This window comes from Flavobacterium sp. (genome assembly GCF_027531705.1).
Taxonomy (GTDB): domain Bacteria; phylum Bacteroidota; class Bacteroidia; order Flavobacteriales; family Flavobacteriaceae; genus Flavobacterium.
Genome location: NZ_JAPZSP010000018.1, coordinates 217,089 through 243,133, shown reverse-complemented (window position 1 = coordinate 243,133; position 26,045 = coordinate 217,089). Strand labels below are relative to the sequence as shown.

Annotated in this window: 24 protein-coding genes; 23 read left to right on the top strand and 1 reads right to left on the bottom strand. The window is 28.6% G+C overall.

All coding sequences use genetic code 11. The features are described 5' to 3' along the window. Positions 1-3 precede the first annotated feature (3 nt). From O9267_RS06875 to O9267_RS06850, 6 genes are read left to right on the top strand one after another with little or no spacing between them, the layout of a single operon-like run. Positions 4-606, top strand: coding sequence for a sugar transferase (locus O9267_RS06875; protein ID WP_298177734.1), 603 nt, complete (start codon positions 4-6; stop codon positions 604-606). 1 nt (position 607) lies between these two features. Continuing rightward, positions 608-1,216, top strand: a complete 609-nt coding sequence (locus O9267_RS06870) for a NeuD/PglB/VioB family sugar acetyltransferase (RefSeq protein WP_298177732.1) — start codon at positions 608-610, stop codon at positions 1,214-1,216. Next, complete coding sequence (locus O9267_RS06865; protein WP_298177482.1) at positions 1,209-2,342, top strand: aminotransferase class I/II-fold pyridoxal phosphate-dependent enzyme; 1,134 nt, start codon at positions 1,209-1,211, stop codon at positions 2,340-2,342. Before O9267_RS06870 ends, O9267_RS06865 begins: the two co-directional genes overlap by 8 nt. Before the next feature lie 58 nt (positions 2,343-2,400). Beyond that, positions 2,401-4,398 (top strand): nucleoside-diphosphate sugar epimerase/dehydratase, encoded by a 1,998-nt coding sequence (locus tag O9267_RS06860; RefSeq protein ID WP_366521995.1) that lies wholly within the window; start codon positions 2,401-2,403, stop codon positions 4,396-4,398. A gap of 46 nt (positions 4,399-4,444) precedes the next feature. Continuing rightward, entirely contained in the window at positions 4,445-5,215 is a 771-nt protein-coding gene (locus O9267_RS06855; protein WP_298177479.1) for a polysaccharide biosynthesis/export family protein, read from the top strand. Continuing rightward, positions 5,215-7,602: a tyrosine-protein kinase gene (locus O9267_RS06850; protein WP_298177477.1), complete on the top strand. Its 2,388-nt coding sequence runs from the start codon at positions 5,215-5,217 to the stop codon at positions 7,600-7,602. The genes O9267_RS06855 and O9267_RS06850 overlap by 1 nt, the downstream gene beginning before the upstream one ends. Here the strand turns inward: O9267_RS06850 and O9267_RS06845 are convergent. Further along, complete coding sequence (locus O9267_RS06845; protein ID WP_298177475.1) at positions 7,592-8,329, bottom strand: CpsB/CapC family capsule biosynthesis tyrosine phosphatase; 738 nt, start codon at positions 8,327-8,329, stop codon at positions 7,592-7,594. The two genes, O9267_RS06850 and O9267_RS06845, sit on opposite strands and share 11 nt — an antisense overlap. A gap of 134 nt (positions 8,330-8,463) precedes the next feature. Between O9267_RS06845 and O9267_RS06840 the strand changes: the two genes are divergently transcribed. The 17 genes from O9267_RS06840 (at position 8,464) to O9267_RS06760 (ending at position 26,044) form a co-directional block, all read left to right on the top strand. Then, complete coding sequence (locus O9267_RS06840; RefSeq protein WP_298177473.1) at positions 8,464-9,471, top strand: N-acetylneuraminate synthase family protein; 1,008 nt, start codon at positions 8,464-8,466, stop codon at positions 9,469-9,471. Position 9,472: 1 nt separating this feature from the next. Then, a complete protein-coding gene (gene neuC / locus O9267_RS06835) occupies positions 9,473-10,633 on the top strand; it encodes a UDP-N-acetylglucosamine 2-epimerase (RefSeq protein ID WP_298177471.1) in 1,161 nt (386 codons plus the stop codon). Further along, on the top strand, positions 10,633-11,334 hold the full coding sequence (locus O9267_RS06830) for an acylneuraminate cytidylyltransferase family protein (protein ID WP_298177468.1): 702 nt from the start codon (positions 10,633-10,635) through the stop codon (positions 11,332-11,334). Before neuC ends, O9267_RS06830 begins: the two co-directional genes overlap by 1 nt. A 1-nt stretch (position 11,335) precedes the next feature. Further along, positions 11,336-13,033, top strand: a complete 1,698-nt coding sequence (gene asnB / locus O9267_RS06825; protein ID WP_298177466.1) for an asparagine synthase (glutamine-hydrolyzing) — start codon at positions 11,336-11,338, stop codon at positions 13,031-13,033. After that, entirely contained in the window at positions 13,030-13,878 is an 849-nt protein-coding gene (locus tag O9267_RS06820; protein ID WP_298177464.1) for an ABC transporter permease, read from the top strand. Before asnB ends, O9267_RS06820 begins: the two co-directional genes overlap by 4 nt. 24 nt (positions 13,879-13,902) lie before the next feature. Further along, complete coding sequence (locus tag O9267_RS06815) at positions 13,903-15,156, top strand: ABC transporter ATP-binding protein (RefSeq protein WP_298177462.1); 1,254 nt, start codon at positions 13,903-13,905, stop codon at positions 15,154-15,156. Continuing rightward, a complete protein-coding gene (glf, locus tag O9267_RS06810; RefSeq protein WP_298177461.1) occupies positions 15,135-16,283 on the top strand; it encodes a UDP-galactopyranose mutase in 1,149 nt (382 codons plus the stop codon). Before O9267_RS06815 ends, glf begins: the two co-directional genes overlap by 22 nt. Next, entirely contained in the window at positions 16,280-17,368 is a 1,089-nt protein-coding gene (locus tag O9267_RS06805; RefSeq protein ID WP_298177459.1) for a glycosyltransferase, read from the top strand. Before glf ends, O9267_RS06805 begins: the two co-directional genes overlap by 4 nt. Beyond that, a complete protein-coding gene (locus tag O9267_RS06800; RefSeq protein WP_298177457.1) occupies positions 17,365-18,393 on the top strand; it encodes a glycosyltransferase family 2 protein in 1,029 nt (342 codons plus the stop codon). The genes O9267_RS06805 and O9267_RS06800 overlap by 4 nt, the downstream gene beginning before the upstream one ends. After that, entirely contained in the window at positions 18,394-19,569 is a 1,176-nt protein-coding gene (locus O9267_RS06795) for a glycosyltransferase family 4 protein (protein WP_298177455.1), read from the top strand. It abuts the gene before it with no gap. Then, a complete protein-coding gene (locus tag O9267_RS06790; RefSeq protein WP_298177453.1) occupies positions 19,562-20,395 on the top strand; it encodes a glycosyltransferase in 834 nt (277 codons plus the stop codon). The genes O9267_RS06795 and O9267_RS06790 overlap by 8 nt, the downstream gene beginning before the upstream one ends. Before the next feature lie 54 nt (positions 20,396-20,449). Beyond that, a complete protein-coding gene (locus tag O9267_RS06785; RefSeq protein ID WP_298177451.1) occupies positions 20,450-21,505 on the top strand; it encodes an acyltransferase in 1,056 nt (351 codons plus the stop codon). 1 nt (position 21,506) lies between these two features. Then, a complete protein-coding gene (locus tag O9267_RS06780) occupies positions 21,507-22,439 on the top strand; it encodes a glycosyltransferase family 2 protein (RefSeq protein WP_298177449.1) in 933 nt (310 codons plus the stop codon). Continuing rightward, complete coding sequence (gene wecB / locus O9267_RS06775; RefSeq protein ID WP_298177447.1) at positions 22,436-23,545, top strand: UDP-N-acetylglucosamine 2-epimerase (non-hydrolyzing); 1,110 nt, start codon at positions 22,436-22,438, stop codon at positions 23,543-23,545. Before O9267_RS06780 ends, wecB begins: the two co-directional genes overlap by 4 nt. Positions 23,546-23,619: 74 nt before the next feature. Continuing rightward, complete coding sequence (locus O9267_RS06770; RefSeq protein ID WP_298177445.1) at positions 23,620-24,141, top strand: hypothetical protein; 522 nt, start codon at positions 23,620-23,622, stop codon at positions 24,139-24,141. 2 nt (positions 24,142-24,143) lie between these two features. After that, positions 24,144-25,394 carry a hypothetical protein gene (locus O9267_RS06765; RefSeq protein WP_298177443.1) on the top strand — a complete coding sequence of 417 codons (1,251 nt, stop codon included), beginning with the start codon at positions 24,144-24,146 and terminating at the stop codon, positions 25,392-25,394. Further along, entirely contained in the window at positions 25,391-26,044 is a 654-nt protein-coding gene (locus tag O9267_RS06760) for a CatB-related O-acetyltransferase (RefSeq protein ID WP_298177441.1), read from the top strand. Before O9267_RS06765 ends, O9267_RS06760 begins: the two co-directional genes overlap by 4 nt. The last annotated feature ends 1 nt before the right edge of the window (position 26,045 follow it).

Genomic DNA, 26,045 nt, shown 5'->3' with positions numbered 1-26,045 from the left:
ATGATATATAAAAAGTACATTAAAAGAATACTAGATTTTATAGCATCTCTAATGGGATTGGTTGTTTTATCACCAGTTATATTGGCTGTGATAATTTTTCTGTTTATTGCAAATAATGGGAAACCATTTTTTTTTCAACTTAGACCTGGTTTAAATGGAAAAATTTTCAAAATCATTAAGTTTAAGACTATGAATGATAAAAAAGATGAAAATGGAAACTTGTTGCATGACTCCCAAAGAATGACAGTAATTGGAAATTTTGTTCGTAAAACATCCTTAGATGAAATACCTCAATTGTTTAATGTCTTAGTAGGTGATATGAGTTTAATAGGGCCAAGACCTTTACTTACAAATTATTTGCATTTATATAATGATTTTCAAAACAGAAGACATGAGATTAAACCCGGAATTACGGGTTGGGCTCAAGTAAATGGTAGAAACGCAATATCATGGGATAAAAAATTTGAATATGATGTTTGGTATGTTGATAATGTTTCTTTTCTGCTTGATTGTAAAATTATTTTTAAAACAATCTTAAAAGTAATAAAGAGTGATGGTATAAACGCTGCAGATGCAGTCACAATTGAGCCTTTTGATGGAAACTAAAGTGAATCTTTATGGAGCTAGCGGACATTGTAAAGTAATTATTGATATATTACACAACAATTCGTTAATAATTGAAAATATTTATGATGATAATTCAAGTAAAAAAGAAATATTATCTTATTCAATAACACATTCCAGTCTTAAGGGATTGAAAATTGATAATTTAATTTTATCGATTGGTAATAATGGTATTAGAAAAAAACTGGCGAGCAGTGTAATAGCAAATTTTGTAAGTGTTTCACATCCTAAAGCGATTGTATCAAAATTTTCCAAGATTGATGTTGGAACTGTAATAATGGCATCAGCAGTTATAAATTCTGATGTAGTAATAGGGAAGCATTGTATTATAAATACAGCTTCAATTGTAGAGCATGATTGTGTTATTGAAGATTTTGCACATATTTCGCCTAATGCTTCATTAGCAGGAGGAGTTTATGTTGGCGAAGGAACTCAGGTTGGAATAGGAGCAATTATAATTCAACAAATAAAAATAGGAAAGTGGGTAACTATTGGAGCAGGAGCTGTTGTTATAAATGACATTCCAGATTATGCTGTAGTAGTTGGTAATCCAGCAAGAATAATAAAATATAACCAAGCAGAAAATGAATAATTCAAAGATTTGGCTTTCTTCACCACATATGGGCGGAAACGAACAAAAATACATTCAAGAGGCTTTCGACGCTAATTGGGTAGCACCTTTGGGTCCAAATGTAACTGGTTTTGAACAAGATTTAGAAATGTATCTTGAAAAAGAAGTTTTTGTTGGAGCACTAAGTTCAGGAACAGCTGCATTACATCTTGGTTTGATACTTTTAGGTGTCAAAGCTGGTGATGAAGTTATTTGTCAGAGTATGACATTTTCAGCTTCGGCAAATCCAATAGTTTATCAAGGTGCTACTCCTGTTTTTATAGATAGCGAATCCGAAACTTGGAATATGTGTCCAAATGCTTTAGAAGAAGCTATAAAAGATAGAATTTCTAAAGGAAAAAAACCAAAAGCAATAATTGCTGTTCATTTGTATGGAATGCCTTTTAAAGTTGATGAAATTAGAAGTATTGCAGATAAATATGAAATCCCAATTCTTGAAGATAGTGCAGAAGCATTAGGAAGTACTTATAAAGGACATAAATGCGGAACATTTGGGGATATTAGTGTTTTATCTTTTAATGGAAATAAAATTATCACAACTTCTGGTGGTGGAGCAATAGTAACTAAAACTATCGAACAAAAAAACAAAGCCGTTTTTTTAGCAACACAAGCCAGAGATAACGCGCCACATTACCAACATAGCGAAATAGGTTATAATTACAGGATGAGTAACATTTGCGCTGGAATTGGTCGCGGTCAAATGGAAGTTCTAGATAAGCATGTAGGATTAAGAAGAAATATGCATGATTTTTATAAAGAAGCTTTTCAAAATAAAGAAGGAATAAAGTTATTTTCTGAACCAAATAGTGATTATTTTTCTAATCATTGGTTGTCAGCTATAACAATCGATTCTGTAAAGTGCAATGGAAAAACAAGAGAAGATTTGCGATTATTATTAGAATCTGAAAATATTGAAAGCCGTCCTTTATGGAAGCCAATGCATTTGCAACCAATTTTTAGAGAATCGCCTTACTATGGTGGAAATGTTTCAGAAAATTTATTTGAAAATGGTTTGTGCCTTCCATCAGGTTCGAGTACAAATGAAGCGGAAAAAGACAGAATAAAAAGATGTTTAAATATTTTTTAAGATTTTTTTAAGAAGTTATTTTTTTTTACTTTTACTTTTTTAATAAAAATATATATAATTGGATAAAAAATTACAAGATAAAGAGAAAACGGGTTTTTCAACTTTTTTTTCTGAAATAAATTTTGATTTTGCCCTTAAAAATTTAGCTTATCTGCCTAGGTGGATAATCTTATTTATTGATATTGCTATTATAGCTTTTTCAACTTTATTAACTTATGTTTTATTGAAAGGTCTTAAGCTTGATTATTTCCAGACAACACATATAGTTATAGCATTACTTTTTTTATTAGCAGTAAATACTATTTATTTTTGGTTCTTCAGAACCTATTCGGGTATTATTCGACATTCATCCAATATTGATGCGATTAAATTGTTGTTTTCTCAGTCTGCAACTTTTGGCACATTACTTTTCTTGAATTTTGTTTTTATATTGCTAAAAATTCAAAAGCCGTACCTCACTACCGGATTGATAATTAACCTTATCTTTTCTTTTAGTTTTTTGTTTCTATACAGAATGATGGTAAAATATATTTTTGAAAAGTATTTTACTGAAATGAGTAAAACAAAAAAAATGAAAGCATTAATTTATGGCTCAGATGCCAATGCTATTGCAGTTGCTAATGCTTTATCTTCTGAAAGTCCAGGAAAATTTAATTTAGTAGGGTTTGTAGATAAAAGCAATCAAAATAGTTCCAAAAGGATCCTAGGCCTACCAATTCTTAAAATTAGAAAAACAATTCCAGTTTTAATGCGATCAATGAATATTGAAGCGTTGATTTTTGCAGATAATAGCTTATCTAAAAATGACAAATCTGTAATTATTGAAGAATGTATTGAGTATAATTTTAAAGTGTTTACGGTTCCAACAATTTCTGACTGGGAAGATCAAAAGGAAATTACTAAAAGTATTAAGAATATTGAGATTCAAGACTTATTAGAACGTAAGCCAATTGTTTTAGATACTAATTCTATTTCGAGTAAGCTTAAAGGAAAATGTATTTTGGTAACTGGAGCAGCTGGTTCTATAGGTAGTGAAATTGTTAGGCAAGTTTTGAAATTCAATCCTGATACTTTAATAATTTTAGATCAAGCAGAAACACCGTTACATAGCTTATCTCTAGAAATTATCGGGCTTAAGGAAAACGTGAATATAAAAAATGTTATTGCAGACGTTAGAAACCTTGAATCTTTAGAAAAAATATTTAAAGAATATAAACCTGAAGTTGTTTACCATGCCGCGGCCTATAAGCATGTTCCAATGATGGAAGAAAATCCCGCTCAAGCTATTTTTACTAATGTATTAGGAACCAAAAATCTTGCGGATTTGTCACATAAATATAAAGTAGAACGTTTTGTTATGATATCTACTGATAAGGCTGTAAATCCAAGTAGTGTAATGGGAGCAAGCAAAAGAATAGCCGAAATGTATGTGCAGTCTAAACATTTCAAACACAAAAAACTTGGATCAGAACATCAAACAAAATTTATAACTACTCGCTTTGGAAATGTGTTAGGTTCAAATGGCTCTGTAGTTCCATTATTTACAAAACAAATTCAGGAAGGTGGACCAATTACCATAACGCACCCTGAAATTATTAGATATTTTATGACTATTCCTGAGGCGTGCCAGCTAGTTTTGGAAGCTTGCTCAATGGGCAATGGTGGAGAAATATTTATATTTGATATGGGAAAACCAGTTAAAATAATTGATCTCGCTAGAAAAATGATTCGTTTAGCTGGCTTTAAACCGGATACAGACATTGAAATAAAAATCGTTGGATTGCGCCCTGGTGAAAAACTTTATGAGGAATTACTAAATAATACCGCTAAAAACTTACCTACTCACCACGAAAAAATTATGATTGCTGAAGAAATATGTGATGAGTTTGTAGTCGTTAATAATGCCATTCAAGAACTTATTGTTGTTTCTAATGATTCAAATGGAGAATTGATTGTAGCCAAAATGAAAAACCTTGTTCCTGAGTTCAAAAGCTTGAATTCTGTTTTCGAATCATTAGATATTGAAGTGAAAGATTCTTATGTTTATACTAAATAATTTACATTAAAAAGACTTTCGTATATTTGCACCATAAAAAAACAGTATGAAATCAATATATAAATGTTTTACTTTTCTAGGGATTCTAGCTCTTTTGTATTCTTGTGCATCTAGAAAAAACATTGCATATCTTCAAGATGTTGATGCTAAAAATAGTAATGAAATAACAACTAGTTACGAAATCAAACTTCAACCAGACGATTTATTGAGTATCATAGTTTCTGCAGAAAACCCTGAAGTAACGGTGCCTTTCAATCTTCCACAAATTCAAGCAAATTATAGTATTGAAAATAATCAAACAGGAATCAAAACTTATTTAATTGATAAAGAAGGTTTTATAGACTTTCCTGTTGTCGGAAAGATAAATCTTGCTGGTTTGACTAGAATTGAAGCTAATAAAAAAATAGCCGATTTAGTAGCTATACATATCAAAAATCCTAGTATAAATTTAAAAATATTAAATTATAAAATTTCTGTTTTAGGAGAAGTAAATAGACCTGGTAGTTTTAACGTGGTTAGTGACAGAATTACTCTTTTAGAAGCGTTAAGTCTTTCAGGTGATTTAACTATTTACGGAAAAAGATCAAATGTGTTGATTATTAGAGAGTCTAATGGAAAAAAAACCTTCAATAGAATAGATCTAACAAATGCTAATTTTATTAATTCACCATTTTACTATCTTAATCAAAATGACATTTTAATTGTTGAGCCTAATAAAACTAAAATTAATTCTTCTACTTTTGGACCAAATGTTGCTGTAACTGTTTCAATACTTTCAATATTGACAACCATTGCAGTTTTAATTTTTAGAAACTAATGCAAGAACACGCTACTTTGGTAAAGGATTCAAAAGAAACTAATCTCAATATTAGGGAAGAGTTAGACAAATATTTAATTCACTGGAAATGGATAGCGTTAAGTGTTTTTGTAGCCTTAGTTCTCGCAATTATTTATCTTAGATATGCTGAACCTCAATATAAAGCAACTGCAACCATTTTGGTAAAAGATGAAAGAAAAGGAAATTTGCAATCTGAACTTTCTGCTTTTGCTGATTTAGGATTAACTTCGGGTATTAAAAATAATGTTGATAACGAAATTGAAATAATAAAATCTAGAACTGTTGTCGAAAAAGCAATAAAAAAATTAGGTTTTACCATTGATTATCTAGCAGATGCACGTGTTAAGCATATCGAGCTTTATAAGGATAAACCAATAGAATTTGTTTTTTTAAATGTTTCTGAAAAATTTTATGAGAAAGAAAAAACATTCAATTTTAAAGGAATAAACCAAAATTCTTTTGAGCTTTTTAAAGACAATAAAAGTTTAGGTAAGCACAATTATGGTGTAAAAATTAAGCTAGAAGATAGTGAATTAATAATATATAAAGTCCTTAGAAAAGGCGTAAAAACCGCATATGATATTTCATTAACGGTTAATGTATACAATTTAAAAAGTGTTGTTCAAAGTTATAAATCTAAATTAAATATTGCTCCAATAAGTAAAAATTCAAGTGTTGTTGAGTTAACAATTAATGATCCAATAAAAGAAAAAGCGGAAGATTTACTCAATACAATAATTGAAATTTATAATGAAGATGCTGTAGCTGATAAAAAATATATTTCTGAAAACACTCAAAATTTTATTCAAGATAGATTGAAAATAATATCAGTAGAACTTGGAGATGTTGAAAAAAATGCTGAGTTATTTAAAAAATACAATAATGTTACTGATATAGTTTCTGAAGCATCTTTATATGTTCAGAGTTCTTCTGAATTTGAAAAATCATTGATTGAAACAGAGACACAATTGCGTGTTATTCAGTCTATGGAAGATTTTATGAAAAAGAAAAAAGAAGGAGAATTAGTTCCAACTAATATATTACCAATTGACGCAAATTCAATTTCTTTAATTATTCAACATAACGAACTAGTCCTTCAAAGAAATAGAATAATAAAGGACGGAACTATAAACAATCCGATTGTTAAAAATTTAGACCAAAAGATTGAGGAAACCAACAACAATATTATTGAAGGAATTGCAAGATTAAAAACTTCTTTAGCAATAAAACGTTCTGATTTGCAAAAACAAGATAACTTGTTAAAAGGGAAAATTTCTCAAATCCCAACGCAAGAAAGAGAATTTAGAATTCTTGATAGGCAACAAAAAATAAAAGAATCTTTATATCTGTATTTATTACAAAAAAGAGAAGAAATAGCAATATCATTGGCAGTTACTGCTTCAAATTCCAAGCTAATAGATAGTGCAATGGCTTCAAATAGACCAGTTTCCCCAGTGCGAAATATGATTTATTTAATAGCTTTTGGGTTAGGATTATTTATTCCACTGGGTATTATTTACCTAATGGGATTATTAGACACTAAAATTAAAAGTCGTCAAGATATTGAAGGAAAAACAACAATTCCGTTTCTAGGAGATGTTCCAAAATCCGAATCTCATGAAGAAATTATTAATACTAACAGCCGATCAAGCTCAGCTGAAGCGATAAGAATTGTTAGAACAAATCTTGAATTCATGCTTAGTAATGTTGCGGTTGATAAAGCAAAAACAATATTTGTAACATCGACTTTGCCAAAAGAAGGAAAAACATTCTTAGCAATTAATTTAGCAAGTACAATAGCATTGTCTGGTAAAAAAGTTTTACTTATTGGGCTTGATATTAGAAATCCTAAAATAGATGAGTATGTAAAACTGCCATCAAAAGGATTAACTAATTATTTGTCAAAAAATGATTCAGATGTTAATGAATACATAATAAAGCAGGATGGTTTTGAAGCATTTTATATTTTGCCTTCTGGAGTAATTCCACCAAATCCAGTTGATTTATTAATGAACGATAAATTGACATTGCTTTTCGATTCTTTAAAACTCCAATACGATTATATAGTTGTTGATACTGCTCCTGTTAGTTTAGTTACTGATACCTTGTTGGTAGCGAAAAATGCAGATGTGTTTGTATATGTAATGAGAGCCAATTATCTAGACAAACGATTCCTTAAAACTGCCGAAACATTCCATCTTGAGAAGAAATTACCTAATATGGCAATTGTTTTAAATGATACATTTTGGGGGAAAACTTATGGGTATGGTTACGGTTATGGTTACGGCTATGGATACGGCTACGGTCAAGATGTTAAAAAAGAAACATGGTATAAAACTTGGTTAAATAAATTAACTAGAAAGTAAAAAACTGATTGTTAGATATTGCATCAGTTAACGCTTTTTCATCTTTTATTAGAATTTTGTTTTGAAAAGCTTTTACATGTTGTTCGTGATGAACATCAGAACCAACAAAGTCAATCATACCCTCTTTTAAAAGAAAATTGGCAGCTTTCATTACTTCACTACCATAGTAACCAACCGTTGAAAGAAGATTTAATTGAAATAAACAACCGTGCTTTTTTAATTTTTTGTATTCTTCTGTAGATTTGTGATAAAAAGCATAACGCTCAGGATGTGCCAAAATAGGTTTGTATCCAGCAACTTGAAGTTTGAAAAGTATATCATACAGTTGAATTGGCGGATTGATGTAAGACATTTCTACCAAAACATAGTTTTCTTTCAGAGTTAAAATCTCATTTTTATTTAATAATTCTACAAAATGATCATTTAACAAATATTCTGCAGCAACCTTTAGCTTAATATCAATTGATTTGTTCGAAAAGAAAGAAAGTGTTTCCTTATAATTTGAAATAATACTTTCTTTTGTGTTATCCCATACACCTCTATATATGTGTGGAGTAGTAATGAATTTTGAAAAACCAATTGACTTTAATTCAGAAACTAAAAACATTGAATTATCATTGTTTTTGGCACCATCATCTATACCTGGTAAAAGATGCGAATGAATGTCCACATAATTAGCAGGAATTAAATCTTTTAAAGTAGTTTTAGGTTTTAGAAAGGATAGCAATTTTTTTAATTTAGTTATTTTACAAATTTAGATTTTTTGTTGTTTAAAAAAGGAAATATTATTATATTTTATAAATTAAAAAATTCTCAAGAATGCTTAAATCATTATATTTGCAAATATTGAAAAATTTATAAATGATTTCCAAACCATATCTTATTGCTGAAATTGGTCAAGCTCATGAAGGTAGTTTGGGAATTTTGTATTCTTATATTGACGCTATTTCTACAACAGGTGTTGATGCGATAAAATTTCAAATGCACATTGCTGAAGCTGAAAGTAGTATTCACGAACCGTTTAGGGTAAAATTTTCTTTAGAAGATGCTACTCGATTTGATTATTGGAAGAGAATGAGTTTTACCAAAGAGCAATGGCTTGAAATTAAGCAACATTGCGAACAAGTTGGTCTTGATTTTGTTTGTTCCCCATTTTCAAATTTAGCTGTTGATTGGTTGGAAGAAATAGGAGTAAAAATATATAAAATTGGTTCTGGAGAAGTTTCTAATTTACTTTTATTAGATAAAATTTCAATGACAAATAAACCTATTATTTTGTCTTCTGGAATGAGTAGTTTTGAAGAATTAGATACAACAGTAACTTTTTTGAAAAACAGGAATGTTGATTTTTCAATTTTGCAATGCACAACTTCTTATCCAACATTGCCAAATCAATATGGATTAAATGTAATTCAACAATTAAAAGAGAGATATAATGTAAAAGTTGGTTATTCAGACCATTCGGCTAAAATTTCAACAGGAATTGCAGCGGTAGCTTTAGGTGCAGAAATCTTGGAGTTTCATGCTGTTTTTGACAGAAAAATGTTTGGGCCAGACAGTAAATCTTCTTTAACAATTGAAGAAATAAAAGATTTAGTAATAGCAACTAATGAGGTTTTTTCTGCCTTGCAAAATCCTATTGATAAAAGCGATAATTCAAAATTTACGGAGTTAAAACAAATTTTTGAAAAATCGTTAGCAATTAATAAAGATTTAAAAAATGGAGATATCATCAGAATAGATGATTTGGAATCAAAAAAACCAAAAGGATACGGAATTAATGCATGTGATTTTAGTACAATTGTTGGGAAAAAAATTAATAAAGATTTAAAAAAATGGAGTTTTTTAAATTTTGAAGATTTAGAATGAAATGTATCAAAAAAGAAAAATTTGTGTTGTTGTAACTGCTCGACCTAGTTATAGTCGTATAAAGACAGCTTTGCAAGCTATAAAAGATCATCCTGAACTTGAGCTACAGTTAGTTGTTGCGGCTTCTGCATTGCTTGATAGATATGGTAGCGCAGTAAATTATATCAATAATGATGGTTTTGAAATTAAAGCTAAGGTTTTTAATGTTCTTGAAGGAGAAAATTTAACTGCAGCAGCAAAGACTACTGGAATCGGAATTTTGGAGTTGTCAACCGTTTTTGATAATTTAAAACCTGATATGGTTATTACCATTGCGGATAGGTTTGAAACAATGGCTACGGCTATAGCAGCATCTTATATGAATATTCCTTTAGTGCATATTCAAGGTGGTGAAGTAACAGGGAATATTGATGAAAAGGTTAGACATTCAATAACTAAACTAGCAGATTATCATTTTGTTGCATCAGAAGGTGCTAGAGAAAGAGTACTAAAGTTGGGAGAAGAAGAAAAATCGATTTTTAATACTGGTTGCCCATCAATTGATTTAGCAAAAAATGTATTGATTAATCCGGAATTCAATTTTAATCCATATCAAAAATATGGTGGTGTTGGTGCTTGCCCAGATTTATCAGAAGGTTATGTAGTTGTAATGCAACATCCTGTTACTACAGAATATGCAGATAGTAGAAAGCATATTAAAGAAACTTTGCATGCTGTAAAAGATTTGTCGCATCCTGTTCTTTGGTTTTGGCCAAATGTTGACGCTGGCGCAGATGGAACTTCTACTGGAATTAGATCTTTTAGAGAAGAGCATAATCCAAAACATATTCATTTTTTTAAAAACATGGAAGGTGAGGATTTCTTGAGACTGTTAGTTAATTCTAAATGTCTTGTAGGTAATTCTAGTGTAGGAATTAGAGAATGTGCTTATTTAGGAGTTCCTGTTGTAAATATCGGGACAAGACAAAATAAGAGAGAAAGAGGCAATAATGTTATTGATGTAGATTATAATAGTGATGAAATTAAAGCTACTATTCTAAAATGGATTGGAAGCCCAAAGCCTGAACTATCAAACGTTTATGGTGGTGGTGATGCAGGAAAAAAAATAGCTGATTTATTGGTCAACTTACCATTAAAATTTCATAAAACAATTACTTATTAATGAAGATTCTGGCTATTATACCTGCTCGTGGAGGTAGTAAAGGTGTTCCAAGAAAAAATAGTAAAATTTTAAATGGGAAACCTTTATTGCAATATACTTTTGAAGCGGCTCAAAACTCAAAATTGTTGACAGATATTATTTTGAGTTCAGAGGATTCTGAAATTATTGAAGTGGCTGATATGATGGGATTAAAAGTTCCATTTATACGACCACAAGAATTAGCAACTGATACTGCTTCTTCTATTGATGTAGTTTTACATGCTATTGATTATATGGAAAACCAAGGTTTTTTTTATGATGCAGTTTGTTTATTACAACCTAGTTCTCCATTTCGGGAAAGTGGCTTTATAGATAAAGCTATTGAGAAATTTATTTCGCAAAAATCTGATTCGATGTTAAGTGTTCTAAAAGTCCCTCATGAATTTAATCCACATTGGGTCTTTGAGCAAGATAAAAATGGAAATCTAAAAATTGCAACGGGAGAAAAGGAAATAATTAAGAGAAGACAAGATCTTCCAAGTGCTTATTATAGAGATGGTAGTGTTTATATAACCAAAATAGACGTTCTGAAAAATCAAAAATCTTTTTACGGAAATAGTATTGGATATATTGAAAGTGATAGTAATTATTCATGTAATATTGATACAATGAGTGATTGGGAACTTGCTGAAAAGAAAGCATTAGAACTTAACAATAAATAACATGTGCGGTATAGTTGGTATAGTTGGAGTAGCTTCTGATAAAAAGCAAGTTATTCAAAAAATGCTTGATAAACAAGAACATCGTGGTCCAGATGCCAAAGACTTTTGGAGCAATGAAGATGTTTGTTTCGGACATAATCGCTTGTCTATTATTGATTTGAATAGTAATGCAAATCAACCAATGTTTTCTAATGATGGTAGATATGTTATTGTTTTCAATGGAGAAATTTATAATTACAAAGAACTAAAAGAAACAATTTGTAATTATTCTTTCAAAACACAATCCGATACAGAGGTTTTATTGGCGCTTTATATTCAGAAAGGGAAAGAAATGCTGAACGAACTGAATGGAATGTTTTCGTTTGCAATTTGGGATACTATTGAAAAAAAGCTTTTTGTCGCCAGAGATCGATTTGGTGTAAAGCCTTTTTATTATTCGTTTCACAACAATAATCTATATTTTGCAAGTGAAATAAAAACACTTTTTGAAGCTGGAATTGAAAAGAAAAAAAATAAAAAAGTTTGGGCAAATTATATAGCATTTGGAAGTTACGGCATGCCAAGTGAAACATTTTGGGAATCAATTAATCAACTTCCAGGCGGTCATTTTTTTGAATATCAAGTCAATCAAACCAAAATTAATCCAATAAAATGGTATCACTTTGTTGGCAATGTTTCTAAACTACCAAAACTAAATGAAGAAGAATTAAAAACTGAATATTTAAGATTATTAATTGATAGTGTTAAGTTACGATTCAGATCCGATGTTCCAGTTGGTTTTAATAGTAGTGGTGGATTAGATTCTTCAACATTATTAGCAATTGTAAATCAAATTTTTCCTGAAAACAAAACCATAGAAGCTTTTACTTTTTATACCAACGATGAGAGATATGACGAAGTACCGTGGGTTGAAATGATGGTTAACAAAACTCAAAATCCGTTAAATAAATGTCTGTTAGAGGTCAATCAAGTTGCCGATTTGATAACTAAGATTTCTTGTTTTCAAGATGAACCATTTGGTGGTTTCCCAACATTAGCCTACAGTAAGATATTTGAAGAGGCAAAAAATAGAGGAATTCTAGTTTTACTTGACGGACAAGGTATGGATGAAGCTTGGGCTGGATATGATTATTACCAAAACAATACGGGTTTTACTATTCAAGGAACAAAAAGCTCTCCAGTACATCCAGAAATACTCACAGAAGAGTTTAAGAATTATTGTGAGAAAGAAGAATATGAAAAACCATTTGATAATGAGTTGCAAAATCTTCAATATAGAGATTTGTTTTACACCAAAATTCCCCGTGCTTTGCGATTTAATGACAGAATAAGTATGATGTATAGTACAGAATTGCGTGAGCCTTTTTTAGATTATAGATTGGTTGAGTTAGCTTTTGCTCAACCCAAAGAAATGAAAATTAAAGATGGAAAAAGTAAATGGATGCTTAGAGAAATTGTAAAAGATTTATTAGGAAATGAAGTTGCTTTTGCACCAAAAAGACCTTTACAAACACCTCAAAGAGAATGGATTGCTGTGGAATTGCATCAGTATATGAATGATAAAATTAACGAATTTGCTAAAAATGAATTTGTTAAGCATGACGAAATAATTCGACTTTGGGATGAATATCAAAAGGGTAATCAAGAAAATAGTTTCTATCTTTGGCAGTGGATTAATTTGAATGAGATTTTAAAATGAAAAAGAACGAAGATTGGGATTTAATAATCGAAGGTAAAGCATCGCTTTTTGACTTAAAACTAGATGATGTTTGGCGTTATAGAGATTTGCTATTGATGTTTGTAAAACGTGATTTCATATCTTTTTATAAACAAACTATACTTGGGCCGCTTTGGTTTTTTATTCAACCAATTTTTACAACTATCGTTTTTACTTTTGTTTTTGGAAATCTAGCAGGAATAAGTACAGACGGTTTACCTAAATATTTATTTTATCTTTCTGGTATAACAACTTGGAATTACTTCTCAGATTGTATTACAAAAACGAGCACAGTTTTTAGGGATAATGCTAATATTTTCGGCAAAGTGTACTTCCCAAGATTGATAATGCCGTTAAGTATTGTTGTTAGTAATCTTGTTAGATTTGGAGTTCAGTTTTTACTATTTATTGCAATGATGTTGTATTTTGGAATAAAAGGAGCCAATTTTCATATGACAAATGCTGTTTTTTTATTTCCTGTTCTTATTTTGTTGATGGCATTGCTGGGCTTAGGCTTAGGTCTTATAATAACTGCTATGACCACTAAATATAAGGACTTAACTTTTTTAGTTACATTTGGAGTACAGCTTTTAATGTATGGTACAACCGTAATATATCCTTTAAGTGCTGCGCCAGAAAAATACAAATATTTAATAGAGTTAAACCCAATGACTTTTGTTATAGAAACTTTCAGATATGGATTTTTAGGAACAGGTCAATTTACCATCAACGGATTGATATATTCAAGTATAGTTACAATTACAATCTTCATTTCTGGAGTAGTGGTTTTTAATAAAACTGAACGAAATTTTGTTGATACAATTTAAAATATCTAAAGTTAATTTTAGCTAATGAGCACTGTAATAAAAGTCGAAAATCTTTCAAAAGCCTATCAATTAGGACAAATAGGAACGGGAACTATATCAAAAGATATTGAACGTTTTTTTGTGACTAAAGTGATGGGTAAAGAAGACCCATTTTTAAAAATTGGTCAAACAAATGACAGAACTATCAAAGGTGACTCGGATATTGTATGGAGTTTAAAAGATATAAATTTTGATATTCAACAAGGAGATGCAGTTGGAATTATAGGCAGAAATGGTGCAGGGAAAAGTACTTTATTGAAATTACTTAGTAGGGTTACTTCGCCAACTACAGGGAATATTAAGATTAAAGGCAGAATTGCAAGTTTACTAGAAGTAGGAACTGGCTTTCATCCTGAACTCTCTGGTAGAGAAAATATTTTTCTTAACGGTGCTATTCTAGGGATGAGAAAAAACGAAATTAAACGTAAGTTTGATGAAATAGTAGATTTTTCGGGTGTTGAAAGATACATTGATACACCAGTAAAACGCTATTCTTCAGGAATGTATGTTCGTTTGGCTTTTGCAGTAGCAGCTCACCTTGAAAGTGAAATTTTGATAGTAGACGAAGTATTAGCTGTTGGAGATGCCGAGTTTCAGAAAAAATGCCTAGGTAAAATGGGCGATATCAGTAAAGGAGAAGGTCGAACAGTGCTTTTTGTAAGCCACAATATGGCTGCAGTGCAAGGCTTATGTACTAGTGGTATTTTACTTAACAATGGATTGGTAGAGATTGCAGATAAAATTGATAATTGTTTAAAACATTACTTACAAAGTAATCTTGTGCCTTCAATTTATAAAACAGAAAAAGTTAATAAAATTAATTATTTTTCTGAAATATTTTTGTCTGATAATGAGGGCAATATAATAGATAGCAGTGTATACAAAGCGAAGGAAACTTTTTTAAATTTCAAAATTAATGTATCTGATAATGTAGGACTAAAATTTGGATGTACGTTACTCAATCATATGAATGATAATTTAATTTCTTTCCCTTACTCTGAAAATAATGGATTTAAAGAGAAAGGTAATTACCATTTGAAAATAAAATTGCCAATACAACTTTTTAAAGGAGGAAATTATCATATCGAAGCTGCTTTGTGGAAAAATGGTCAAATCTTTGATCAATGTGATGAATATATTTCTTTCGACATTATTGGCTCAACTATATTTGAACAAAATGGAGAAGGAATAAAGGGACTAATAATTAATAATGAACAATGGACAGTAAAGCAATTTTAGTTGTTGGATCAGGTTTTAGCGGATCAGTTATTTCTCGAAAGTTAGCTGAAAATGGTTTTAAAGTAGTATGTATAGATAAAAGAAATCATATTGCTGGAAATTGTTACACTGAAAGACATGAAAATGGAGTTATGGTTCATAAATATGGACCTCACATATTTAATACAAATGATAAATCTATTTGGGAATATGTAAATAATTTTGGAGAATTCATGCCTTATAAAAACAAAGTAATAGCAAATACTCCAAAAGGTATTTTTTCTATGCCAATGAATTTGCTTACAATAAATCAATTTTTTAATAAAAAGCTTACACCTTCTACTATTGTTGAATTTTTAAATGAATTGAGCATAAAAATTGAAAACCCTAAAAACTTTGAAGAACAAGCATTAATGTTTTTGGGTGAAGATTTATATAAAAATTTCTTTTATGGTTATACAAAAAAACAATGGGGATGTGAACCAAAAGAATTACCTGCTTCCATTTTAAAGCGAATACCAATTCGATTTAATTATGATGATAATTATTATAATTCTTTTTTTCAAGGTATTCCAAAAGAAGGTTATACAAAAGTTATTGAAGAAATATTAAATCATAAAAATATTCAAGTTCAATTAAGCACTGAGTACAATAAAAAAATGAATTCAAATTTTGAGCATGTTTTTTATACAGGAGCTTTAGATAAATATTATGATTATAAATTTGGAATGTTGGGATATAGAACAGTTTTTTTTGAAGAAAAAACCTATAAAGGTGATTATCAAGGAAATGCCGTAATAAATTATTGTGATGAAAAAGTTTCTTACACAAGGGTTCATGAACATAAACATTTCTCACCATGGGAAAATCATGAAAATTCTGTAATACTAACAGAGTATAGTAAAGAAACAACCAGAAACGACGAACCCTACTACCCAAAACGATTGGAAAAAGACATAGAAATTCTTGAATTATATAAAAAGCAAGTCTATATCGATGATGAAAATGTATCATTTGTTGGAAGACTTGCAACCTATCGGTATTTGGATATGGATAAAGTAATTAAAGAAGCTATAGATTATGCAAACTATTTTATAGAAAACATTAATAAAAAAGTCCAATACAAATTTTCAGATTTTCAAGAATGATTAGCAACAAAGTTTTATTTTTTTGTAATTACCCAATTGTCCAAAATGCAGGTGGACCTGTAGGTTATTATAATAAATGTATACAAGATAATTATCCTGAAAATGTTGAACTACTCAATAACGTTCCTTTACTCAAAAAAATATCTTTTTTTAAAAGAGTAAAGTTGCATTATGATAGATTTTTTGTAAATACCGATAAGAACAAATTTCCTCATGCTATTGTTTCGAACACTTTTATAAAAAAAGATATTCAAGAATATAAGTATCTTTATTTTCATGAGATTTTCTCATTATATAATGTGTTGCATCTTTTGAGTAAAGATCAAATAGTAATTCTACAAAGTCATACACCCGAATTGCCTTCGGTCGAAGCTTTAAATGAAGGAATATCTTTAGATAAATATAAAAAGATACAAGTAATAGAAAAAGAAGCATTTAAAAGAGCAAACTATATAGTTTTACCAACGTTAGAGTGTTTACCAATTTATCAGGCTTTAATTCAAAAGGATAGTAAAATAAAAACATTAATAACGGGAATAAAACCAATAAAGAATTTAGTTGAATATCCACTAAGTCAAAATTCTATAAATATTCTTTTTATTGGTAGAAGAAATGAAGTTAAGGGTTTTGATTTTTTAATAAATGCTTTTAAAGAAATTTCAGACTCAAGAAAAGACATCAATCTTTTTATTGCAGGAAAAGGCACAAAAATTATTCATGATAATATTTTTGATTTGGGTAGTACTGAAACGCCTTTTGATTGGATAAACTCGGTCGATTTTGTTTTGTCATTAAACAAAAATAGTTATTTTGATTTAAACGTTGTTGAAACAGTTTCAATTGGTACACCACTGATAATGACAACAACTGAAGGACATAATTTTTTTAAAAATAGACCAGGAATTGTCGATGTTACTTATGATAATTTCAAAGAATTTATATTGAATTCTTCTGATTTTTCTAAAGAATATAAAATTAAGAATAGAGAGCATCTATCAAAATTTTATGAAAAAGAATTGAATAATAGTGTTTATAGACAAAATCTAAAAGAATTATGTAATTCTATAATTTCTGAAAATTCATGAATAATTCAACGCCATTAATTTCAGTAATTCTTCCAGTATATAATGTTGCTAGTTATATTAATGAAGCTATAGATTCTATTTTAAAACAAACTATTCAAGATTATGAAATACTAGTAATAGATGACTGCTCTACAGATAATACTATTTCAATAATTGAAGCAATCAAAGATAGTCGAATAAAAATAATAAGAAAAGAGAAGAATAAAGGGTTAATTGATAGCTTAAATTTTGGTTTTAAAATTGCGCAAGGAAAATATATTGCAAGAATGGATGGAGATGATATTTGTTATCCAAATCGTTTTGAAGAGCAAATATCTTTTTTAGAAGATAATTCTCAATATATACTTTGTGGTAGTTGGGCAAAAGTTATTGGATTTGATAGTGTAATGAAAGTTAAAGAAAAACATGATGAAATCGTTACAGATTTTTTATTGACTAATTCAATTATTCATCCCACTGTTATGATTAGAAATAAATCATTAGAGAAATTTGAATTTGACCAATCAATGATTGCTGTAGAAGATTATGATTATTGGACAAAATTATGTTTTGAAGGTAAATTTTATAATATTCCAAAACCATTGTTATTATATAGGATTCATGATAATCAAGTTTCAACCAAATATAAAGACATTCAAATAAAAGGTGATATAAAAATCAGAATGAATTTATATAAAAAATTAATGTATGATGAAACAATTTATAAAGATTCAATTTTAATAAAAATTCTTTATTCAAACAACTACTTTAATAAAAATGAATTTGAATTACTCTTAAAATGGTTTAATGAATTGTCTATCAAAAATAAAAAAATAAAATTATTTAACGATTATTTTTTTGAGAAAACATCTAATAAAATTATTAGAAATTTAGTTTTCAATGTTTTTTTTACAAATCAAAAAAAAAATATAAATCAAAAAGATAGAATTCAAATATTCAAATTACTTCCTGTTAATGAGAAATTATTTGTATTGCGATTGAAAATAAAAGAAAAAATAAAATATCTAAGTAAATCGAAGGTCTGAATGAAATTACAAGAAAAAAGAGTTTTAATAGTTTTACACGAAGGAGCTTTAGGCGGAGCTGAGAGGCAAGCACTTGGTCTTGCAAAATATTTAACTACCGAAAAAAAATGTTATGTTGATTTGTTATTGACATTTTCAAAAGATACAACTGTTGAGTTTGATGATTTTATGAAAGAATGTGGGATATCAAATTTGATATATGTAGAAAATCCTTATTTATTTTTTAATTCTGAATTTACAATAAAAAATGTTAAAAGATTAAAATGGTCAATTGAATATTTGTATCAATTAAGAAAAAAGTTGAAGCCCAATAAATATGATATATTAATACCATATTTAAACAATACATCCAAAATCTCTTATTACATATATAAACTTTTGCCAACTGTTAAATTTACTTTTTGGCATCAACTCGGATTAGATGTTTTAGTCTATGATTATTTTGAAAAGCATGCAGCTTATAATATCCCATGTGTTATAGGAAATGCTTCTAATTGTTTTGATATATTTAAGAAAGATTATGTTTTGCCAGAATATAAGCTTAATTTACTTCCACAATATATAACTTTGAATAAAGTTCTAAAAGACAAAACACTACTCAAAAAACAATTTAATATTGATGAAAATAAAATAGTTATTGGCATGATTGCTCATTTTAGAGTTGATAAATATCAAGAATTATTAATTACCGTTTTTGCAAAATTAATAAAAAGTTTTCCTAATATTCATTTAGTAATTTTAGGAAATAGAAAAAATAGTGACGCATGCAATGATAAGTTTTTAAGTTTGCAAAAATTAATCAAAGAAAATAGTATTATTGATAATACAACACTATTAAGCAATGTTGATGTTACTGATGTATTAAATATTCTAGATATTGGTGTATTAGTATCAATGATTGAAGGTACTCCAAATTCGGTAATGGAATATATGCTCTATGGTATGCCGGTTGTTGCATCTGACCATCCTGGTTGTATAGGATTGCTTAGAGAATCTCCTTTTTTGGTAAAAAACGATGTTGACATTATTTACAATAAACTTTCCCTACTAATTGAGTCTGATGATTTAAGAATTCAGGAAGGAAATAAAAATTTGGAACGAATTAAAGAATATGATTTACCCGGATATGTTGAGAAACTGGAAAAAATAATTACAAAATATTCTAAACATGAATGAGAACCCTTTAATATCTATAATCATTCCTTGTTACAATGATGCTCAATATATTGAGCAGTCAGTACAATCTGCTTTAGATCAAACATATCATAATAAAGAAATAATAGTTGTTGACGATGGTTCTAACATAAAAACTAAAGCTGTTTTAAAAAAGCTAGAACCTAAAATCGCAAAATTAATAACTCAAGAAAATCAAGGTCAAAGTAAAGCAAGAAATGTTGGGATTAATGAAGCGAAAGGAAACTATATTTTAGTTTTAGATAGTGATGATTTTTTTGAACCTACATTTTGTGAAAAAGCCATTGCTTTTTTTTTAGAAAATAAAGATGTACAATTAGTAACCTGTGAAGCTAATTTATTACATATTGACGGTTCTGTAGAAATTTATAAGCCAAAAGGTGGAACAATTTCAAATTTTATGTATGCTAATGATGCTCTAGGAACATCCTTATTTGTAAAGGAGGATTGGCAAAAAATTGGTGGTTATGATGAAAGTATGAGAAAAGGATTTGAAGATTGGGAATTTTTTATTCGACTTTTGAAAAATGGAGGAAAGTGTTATGTCATTCCAGAAATTTTGTATAGTTACAGAAAAAGAGATGATTCAACAACAAGTAAAGCAAACAATAATAGATATACCTTACTGAATTATATTTATTTAAAACATAAAGAAATTTATATAGCAGATTTTGATAATTTTGTTGCTAAATTATTAGAATTATCTAGTCTGCAAGAGAAAAATAGATTAAAAATATTAAAAAAAATAGATTATAAATTGGGTAACATGATTTTAAAACCTGTACGTTTTATAAAATCACTTTTTTGATAAATTAAAGCTTATTATAATTTAAAATAAAACTATATCCATTACAAAACTTTAATGAAAAACTATATAATTGGATTAAATGGTATAAGAGCATTAGCAGTTTTTTTGGTCATTATATCCCATAGATTTCCAGAAAATCATATTTTACAATCATTCCCATTAGGAGCGTATGGTGTAGATGTTTTTTTTGTATTAAGTGGTTTTTTGATTTCAAGAGGGCTCTTTTTTCAATTAAACTCAAAGGAAATGATTTTCGCTCAAAAAGTAAAAATATTAAAGAACTTTTTCATAAATAGGTCTTTAAGAATATTTCCTATCTACTATTTACTATTATTGTTTTTGTTTTTAACAAAAGGAATTATTGGTAATGATTTTAGAGAAAATATATTGTGGTACCTTTTTTACGGAGCAAATTATCTAAATTATAATCAGAATAAATGGTTTGGTTCTCTAGGTCATTTGTGGTCTTTGTCAGTTGAGGAACAATTTTATATCCTATTTCCACTTTTGTTGGTTTTTGTTTTCAGAAGAAAGATTTTTATTTTTTTAATAATCTTAATCATTTCAGGAACTTTATATCCTTTTTTTATGGATGGTAAAAGTGGCATTCTGACCTTAAGTTGTATTAACGCATTTGGAATTGGAGGCTTATTTGCTTACCTAGAAGTGTATAAAAAAAATTATGTTTCTGGCTTTTACAAATGGACATTCTTTTTAAGTATTCCAATTTTGATTTTGTTAATTGTACATAACTTGTACAGTTCGATTCCGTTTTTCCCAGAGAGGTTGGCTATTTCAGTCTTAGCCATACATATTATTGCTTTATGTTACTTAAAACCAAATTCTTTTGTGGTAAATAAAATATTTAATAATAAATTTTTGAATTTTGTAGGTATCATTAGTTATGGTGTTTATTTGTATCACAATATTGTTCCAAAATATTGGAATTTTATACTATCAAAACTAAATGTTTTTTCAATCTTGAATTCAAATACTGAATTTTCATATATCGAGTTTTTATTGCAAACAGCTTTTATTATTATTCTTAGCTATTTTTCATGGATTGTTATAGAAAAACCAATTTTAAAATTTAAAAAACACACGCTTTAAAATGATTATAAACCCCACAGTAACTATCATAATGGCTACCTACAATAGAGCCCGTTATATTAAAGAAACACTTGTTTCTATACAAAATCAAACGTATGAGAATTGGGAATGTATCATTATCGACGATGGAGGAACTGATAATACTAAAGATGTTATTGCTCTGCTACTAGAAAAAGATACTCGATTTCAGTTTGTAAAACGTAAGGATTCTTATAAAAAAGGTTTGCCTGGCTGTAGAAATTACGGATTAGATTTAGCAAAAGGTGAGTATATCATCTTTTTTGATGATGATGATATTGTGCATCCACAAAACTTAGAGATAACTGTTTTGGAATTGTCTAAAAATGATGTTTCTTTTTGTAGATATATTAGAGAAGGTTTTTATGATAATTTTAATTACGATTTTGATTTTTCAAAAAATTACACCAGTTTTTTTATTGATAAACATGATGTTTTTAAACTCTTGAATCAAGAATTGCCTTTTAACTCTTGTCAAGTTTTATGGAAAAAAGAGTGTTTTAAAGATAACAAATACACGGAGTATTTATTACATGCTGAAGAATGGGAATTATATTCAAGAATTTTATCTACTGGAATAAGAGGTATTTCTATTGATAAAACTTTATTTTTTGCCCGTAGACATAGTGATTCAATGACAGGTCAATATTTTAGATTAGATACTAAAAGAACTAAATCAAATGTCGATGCTATATTATTGGTAATTCAAAATTTGCAACAAAAAAGTTTGATAACAAATAGCCTATTAAGATATTTTATTCAGATTTCTTTAGAATATAAAGAATATAAATTATTTGAAAAGATATTAGAGACCGCTAAGTTATCTTTTGTAAATCAAATTAGATTAAAAATATTTTATGTCTTTTTACCTTTAAGATTATATCTTTACCGTATTAAGAAAAAAATCGTTGCATGAAAATCCTACTGTGTTTTGGTACTAGACCCGAAGCTATAAAGATGGCTCCTTTATGTGTTGCTTTGAAAAAAACTAATTTCGATGTTAAAATTTGTATAACAGCTCAACATCGTAAAATGCTTGATCAAGTTCTCGACTTTTTTGAAATTCATCCAGATTATGACTTGGATTTAATGAAAGAAAATCAAACATTAAATCAACTTAGTTCCAAAATAATTTTTGAAATCGACAAGGTTTTAACTAAAGAAACTCCTGATTTGGTTATTGTTCATGGTGACACAACAACATCAAGTATGGTAGCTTTGGCATCTTTTCATAAAAGCATAAAAGTGGCTCATGTCGAAGCTGGATTAAGAACATACAATAAAAATGCTCCATTTCCTGAAGAAATTAATAGGCAATTAACAGGTAAAATTGCTGACTATCATTTTGCTCCAACTAGTTGGGCAGCTGAAAATCTTTACAAAGAAAATATTTCTAAAGATAATGTAGTAGTAACCGGAAACACCGTCATTGATGCTCTGTTTTTAGCTTTGCAAAAAATTAAAGATAATGAAAGTTTAATTAATGAAGATTTGCAAAAAATATTTTTAAACAACAAAAATGTTATTTTAACAACCATTCATAGAAGAGAAAATTTTGGTGCTGGCTTTGAAAACATTTGCAATGCTTTAAATACTTTAGCTTTAAATAATGATGTGAAAATTGTCATTCCTGTTCATTTAAACCCCAATGTACAAGAACCAGTAACCAGAATATTAGGAAAAAATAAAAATATTCTACTTATGGAGCCGCTTAACTATCCAAATTTTGTTTATGCTCTAAATAATGCTAAAATAATAATAACTGATTCAGGTGGAGTACAAGAGGAAGCTCCATCATTAGGAAAGCCTGTTTTAGTTGTTCGTGACACAACAGAAAGACCCGAAGCTGTAGAAGCAGGTACTGTAAAACTAGTTGGAACTGATTCTGAAAAAATAATTAGTGAGGCTCAAAAATTATTACTCAATAAAGAATATTACAATACATTTTCTAGCAAAAGTAATCCGTATGGAGATGGCAATTCTAGTGAGAAAATAATTGATTTTCTAAAAAGGATAATATGAAGTTAAAAAAAATAGTGTCTAGAATTGTTATGTGTTTGCCCACAAGCTCTCTAAGGGTTTTTTGTTATAAAAAAATGTTTGGATACCAAATTGGGAAAAATGTAAAAATTGGAAAAAGTTATATAAATTGTAACAAATTAATACTAGAAGACAATGTAATAATTGGTAGTAAAAATGTAATTTCTTGCAATGAATTTAGTATTGGAAAGAACAGTAAAATTTTTTCTCATAATATAATTACAGGATTATCTAATTTCTATTTAGGCAAAGATTCTAGGATTATTGACCATCATTTTTTTGATTTATGGAATCCAATAAAAATTGGAGACAGTACTTGGATTGCTGGTAGAAACAGCCAATTTTGGACACACGGTTCATTAAAAACAAAGCTAAATGAAGATCTTTCAATAGTTATAGGTAATGATGTATATGTGGGTTCTGGAGTTAAATTTTCTCCGGGAGTAAAGATTGCTTCAAATAACTTAGTTGGTTTAGGAAGTACTGTAAGTGGTGTTTTTAGTGAAGAAAATTCAATAATTGCAAGTAATAAATCAGTTGTAATAAAAAGCAATGTAAACTGGAAGCAAAATTGGTAGAAATGAAAATATTAGTAATTGCTGAGGATATAAGGGTCAATTCGACTTCTGCAGGTATTTGTAATTCAAATTTTATTGATGGGTTGTTGCAGTTAAATCAAAAAATAGATTTGGTTTATGATTTTTCCGAATCTGATGATTTGTCATGGTTTCAAAATCAAGAAAATCTTACTTCGTATTCTATTCACCCGATAAAAAAAGATACACTTACTAGCAAATTGGTTGATGTAGTTCCAAAAATGAATTCAGTTTTTGCCAAGATTACAGGTTTTGGTTACTCAGATTTATTGAAAATTAAAGCATGGACCAAAAAAATAAAATATTTAGTAAACAATCAGGATTATAAATGTGTAATTTTTTTAGGAGCAGGAAATTCAATGCTTAATTATTTTTCCATTTTGAAAATAAATTTTAACGTACCAATATTGGTGAATTTTCATGATCCATATCCAGATAATCAATACCCTTTTCCATATACCAAAAACAATAATGTAGCTAATAAGATTAAGTCAAAAAAAACGGATAAAATTATTACCAAAGCTACCTTTGTTAGTTTTCCGTCACAAAGATTATATGAATGGATGTCAAATTTCCATTCTCAGCTTATAAATAAAACAATAATTATTCCTCATATTAATGCTAAGTTAGTTGGATTACCATCATTAATCGAGGATGATTCTGTCAATCTAAAGCCAGATTCTTTTAATATTGTTCATGGAGGTTCTTTGTTAGGTCATAGAAATCCAGAGTTTTTAATAAAAGCATTTACAAAATTTATTGATGAAGATATTGAAAGAAAGGAAAAAGCATTTCTAAATATATTCGGAAGAATAGTTGAAGAAAATCACTTGAATAAAAAGTATATAGATAATTGTTCAAATATTGTAATTGTAAACAAACGAATTAGTTATAAAAAAAGTAAAGAGATTTTTTCTAAATCGGATGTCTTGTTGGTTTTGGAAACAGTTTCTAATGATAGTCCTTTTCTTCCAGGTAAATTTATTGACTATTTAGATGCAAATAAAAATATACTAGCACTTACTTCGCCAAATTCGGAAATTGCAAGGTTGCTAACACCTCAATATCCATATTTGTCAGAAATTGATAATATTGAAAAAATATATAATATTCTCGTAAATTTGTGGAATAATTGGAAAGAAAGTAAACTAGTTAACCAAGTGCCAAGTTATTTGAATGAATATGTTAGCATACAACAACTACAAAAATTTATAAAAAAAATCGACACTAAATGATAAAGAAATTCCTTTATGTGAAATGGATTGAATATAAAAGAAGGCAGTTTTTAAAAGAAATTGCCCAAAGAGGTTGCGTAGTATCCAATAAGTCTGCAGGTTATTGGAAGGTTAAATATGAAGGAAAAAATCTAATACCAGAAAGATGTCAGTTTCTTTCAGATGCTATTTCGATAGGTTATGCAACTACTCTTGGAGTTAATAATATTATAAGTGGAGAAGTTATAATTGGGAAATATTGCCAGTTAGGTGCTGATATTGCTATTCATGCTTCTAATCATCCAACTAGTTTTTTAACTACTTATATCAATCACAATTTATTTGAAGGAGAACTAAAAAAAAATGTGCAACATAACAAAATTATAATAGGTAACGATGTTTGGATTGGTCATGGAGCCATACTTCTTGGAAATATAAAAATTGGAAATGGAGCAATTATTGCAGCTGGCTCTGTAGTAACAAAAGATGTTGAAAATTATTCAATCGTAGCTGGCGTTCCTGCAAAAAAAATAAAAATGCGATTTTCTGAATCTGTTATTTCTGAAATTGAAAATTTAAAATGGTGGGACAAACCGTATTCTGAATTAATAGAGATGAAAGAACTTTTTTTTAAAAATTTAGAAGATAAAGAAAGTATTTACCAAGAATAAA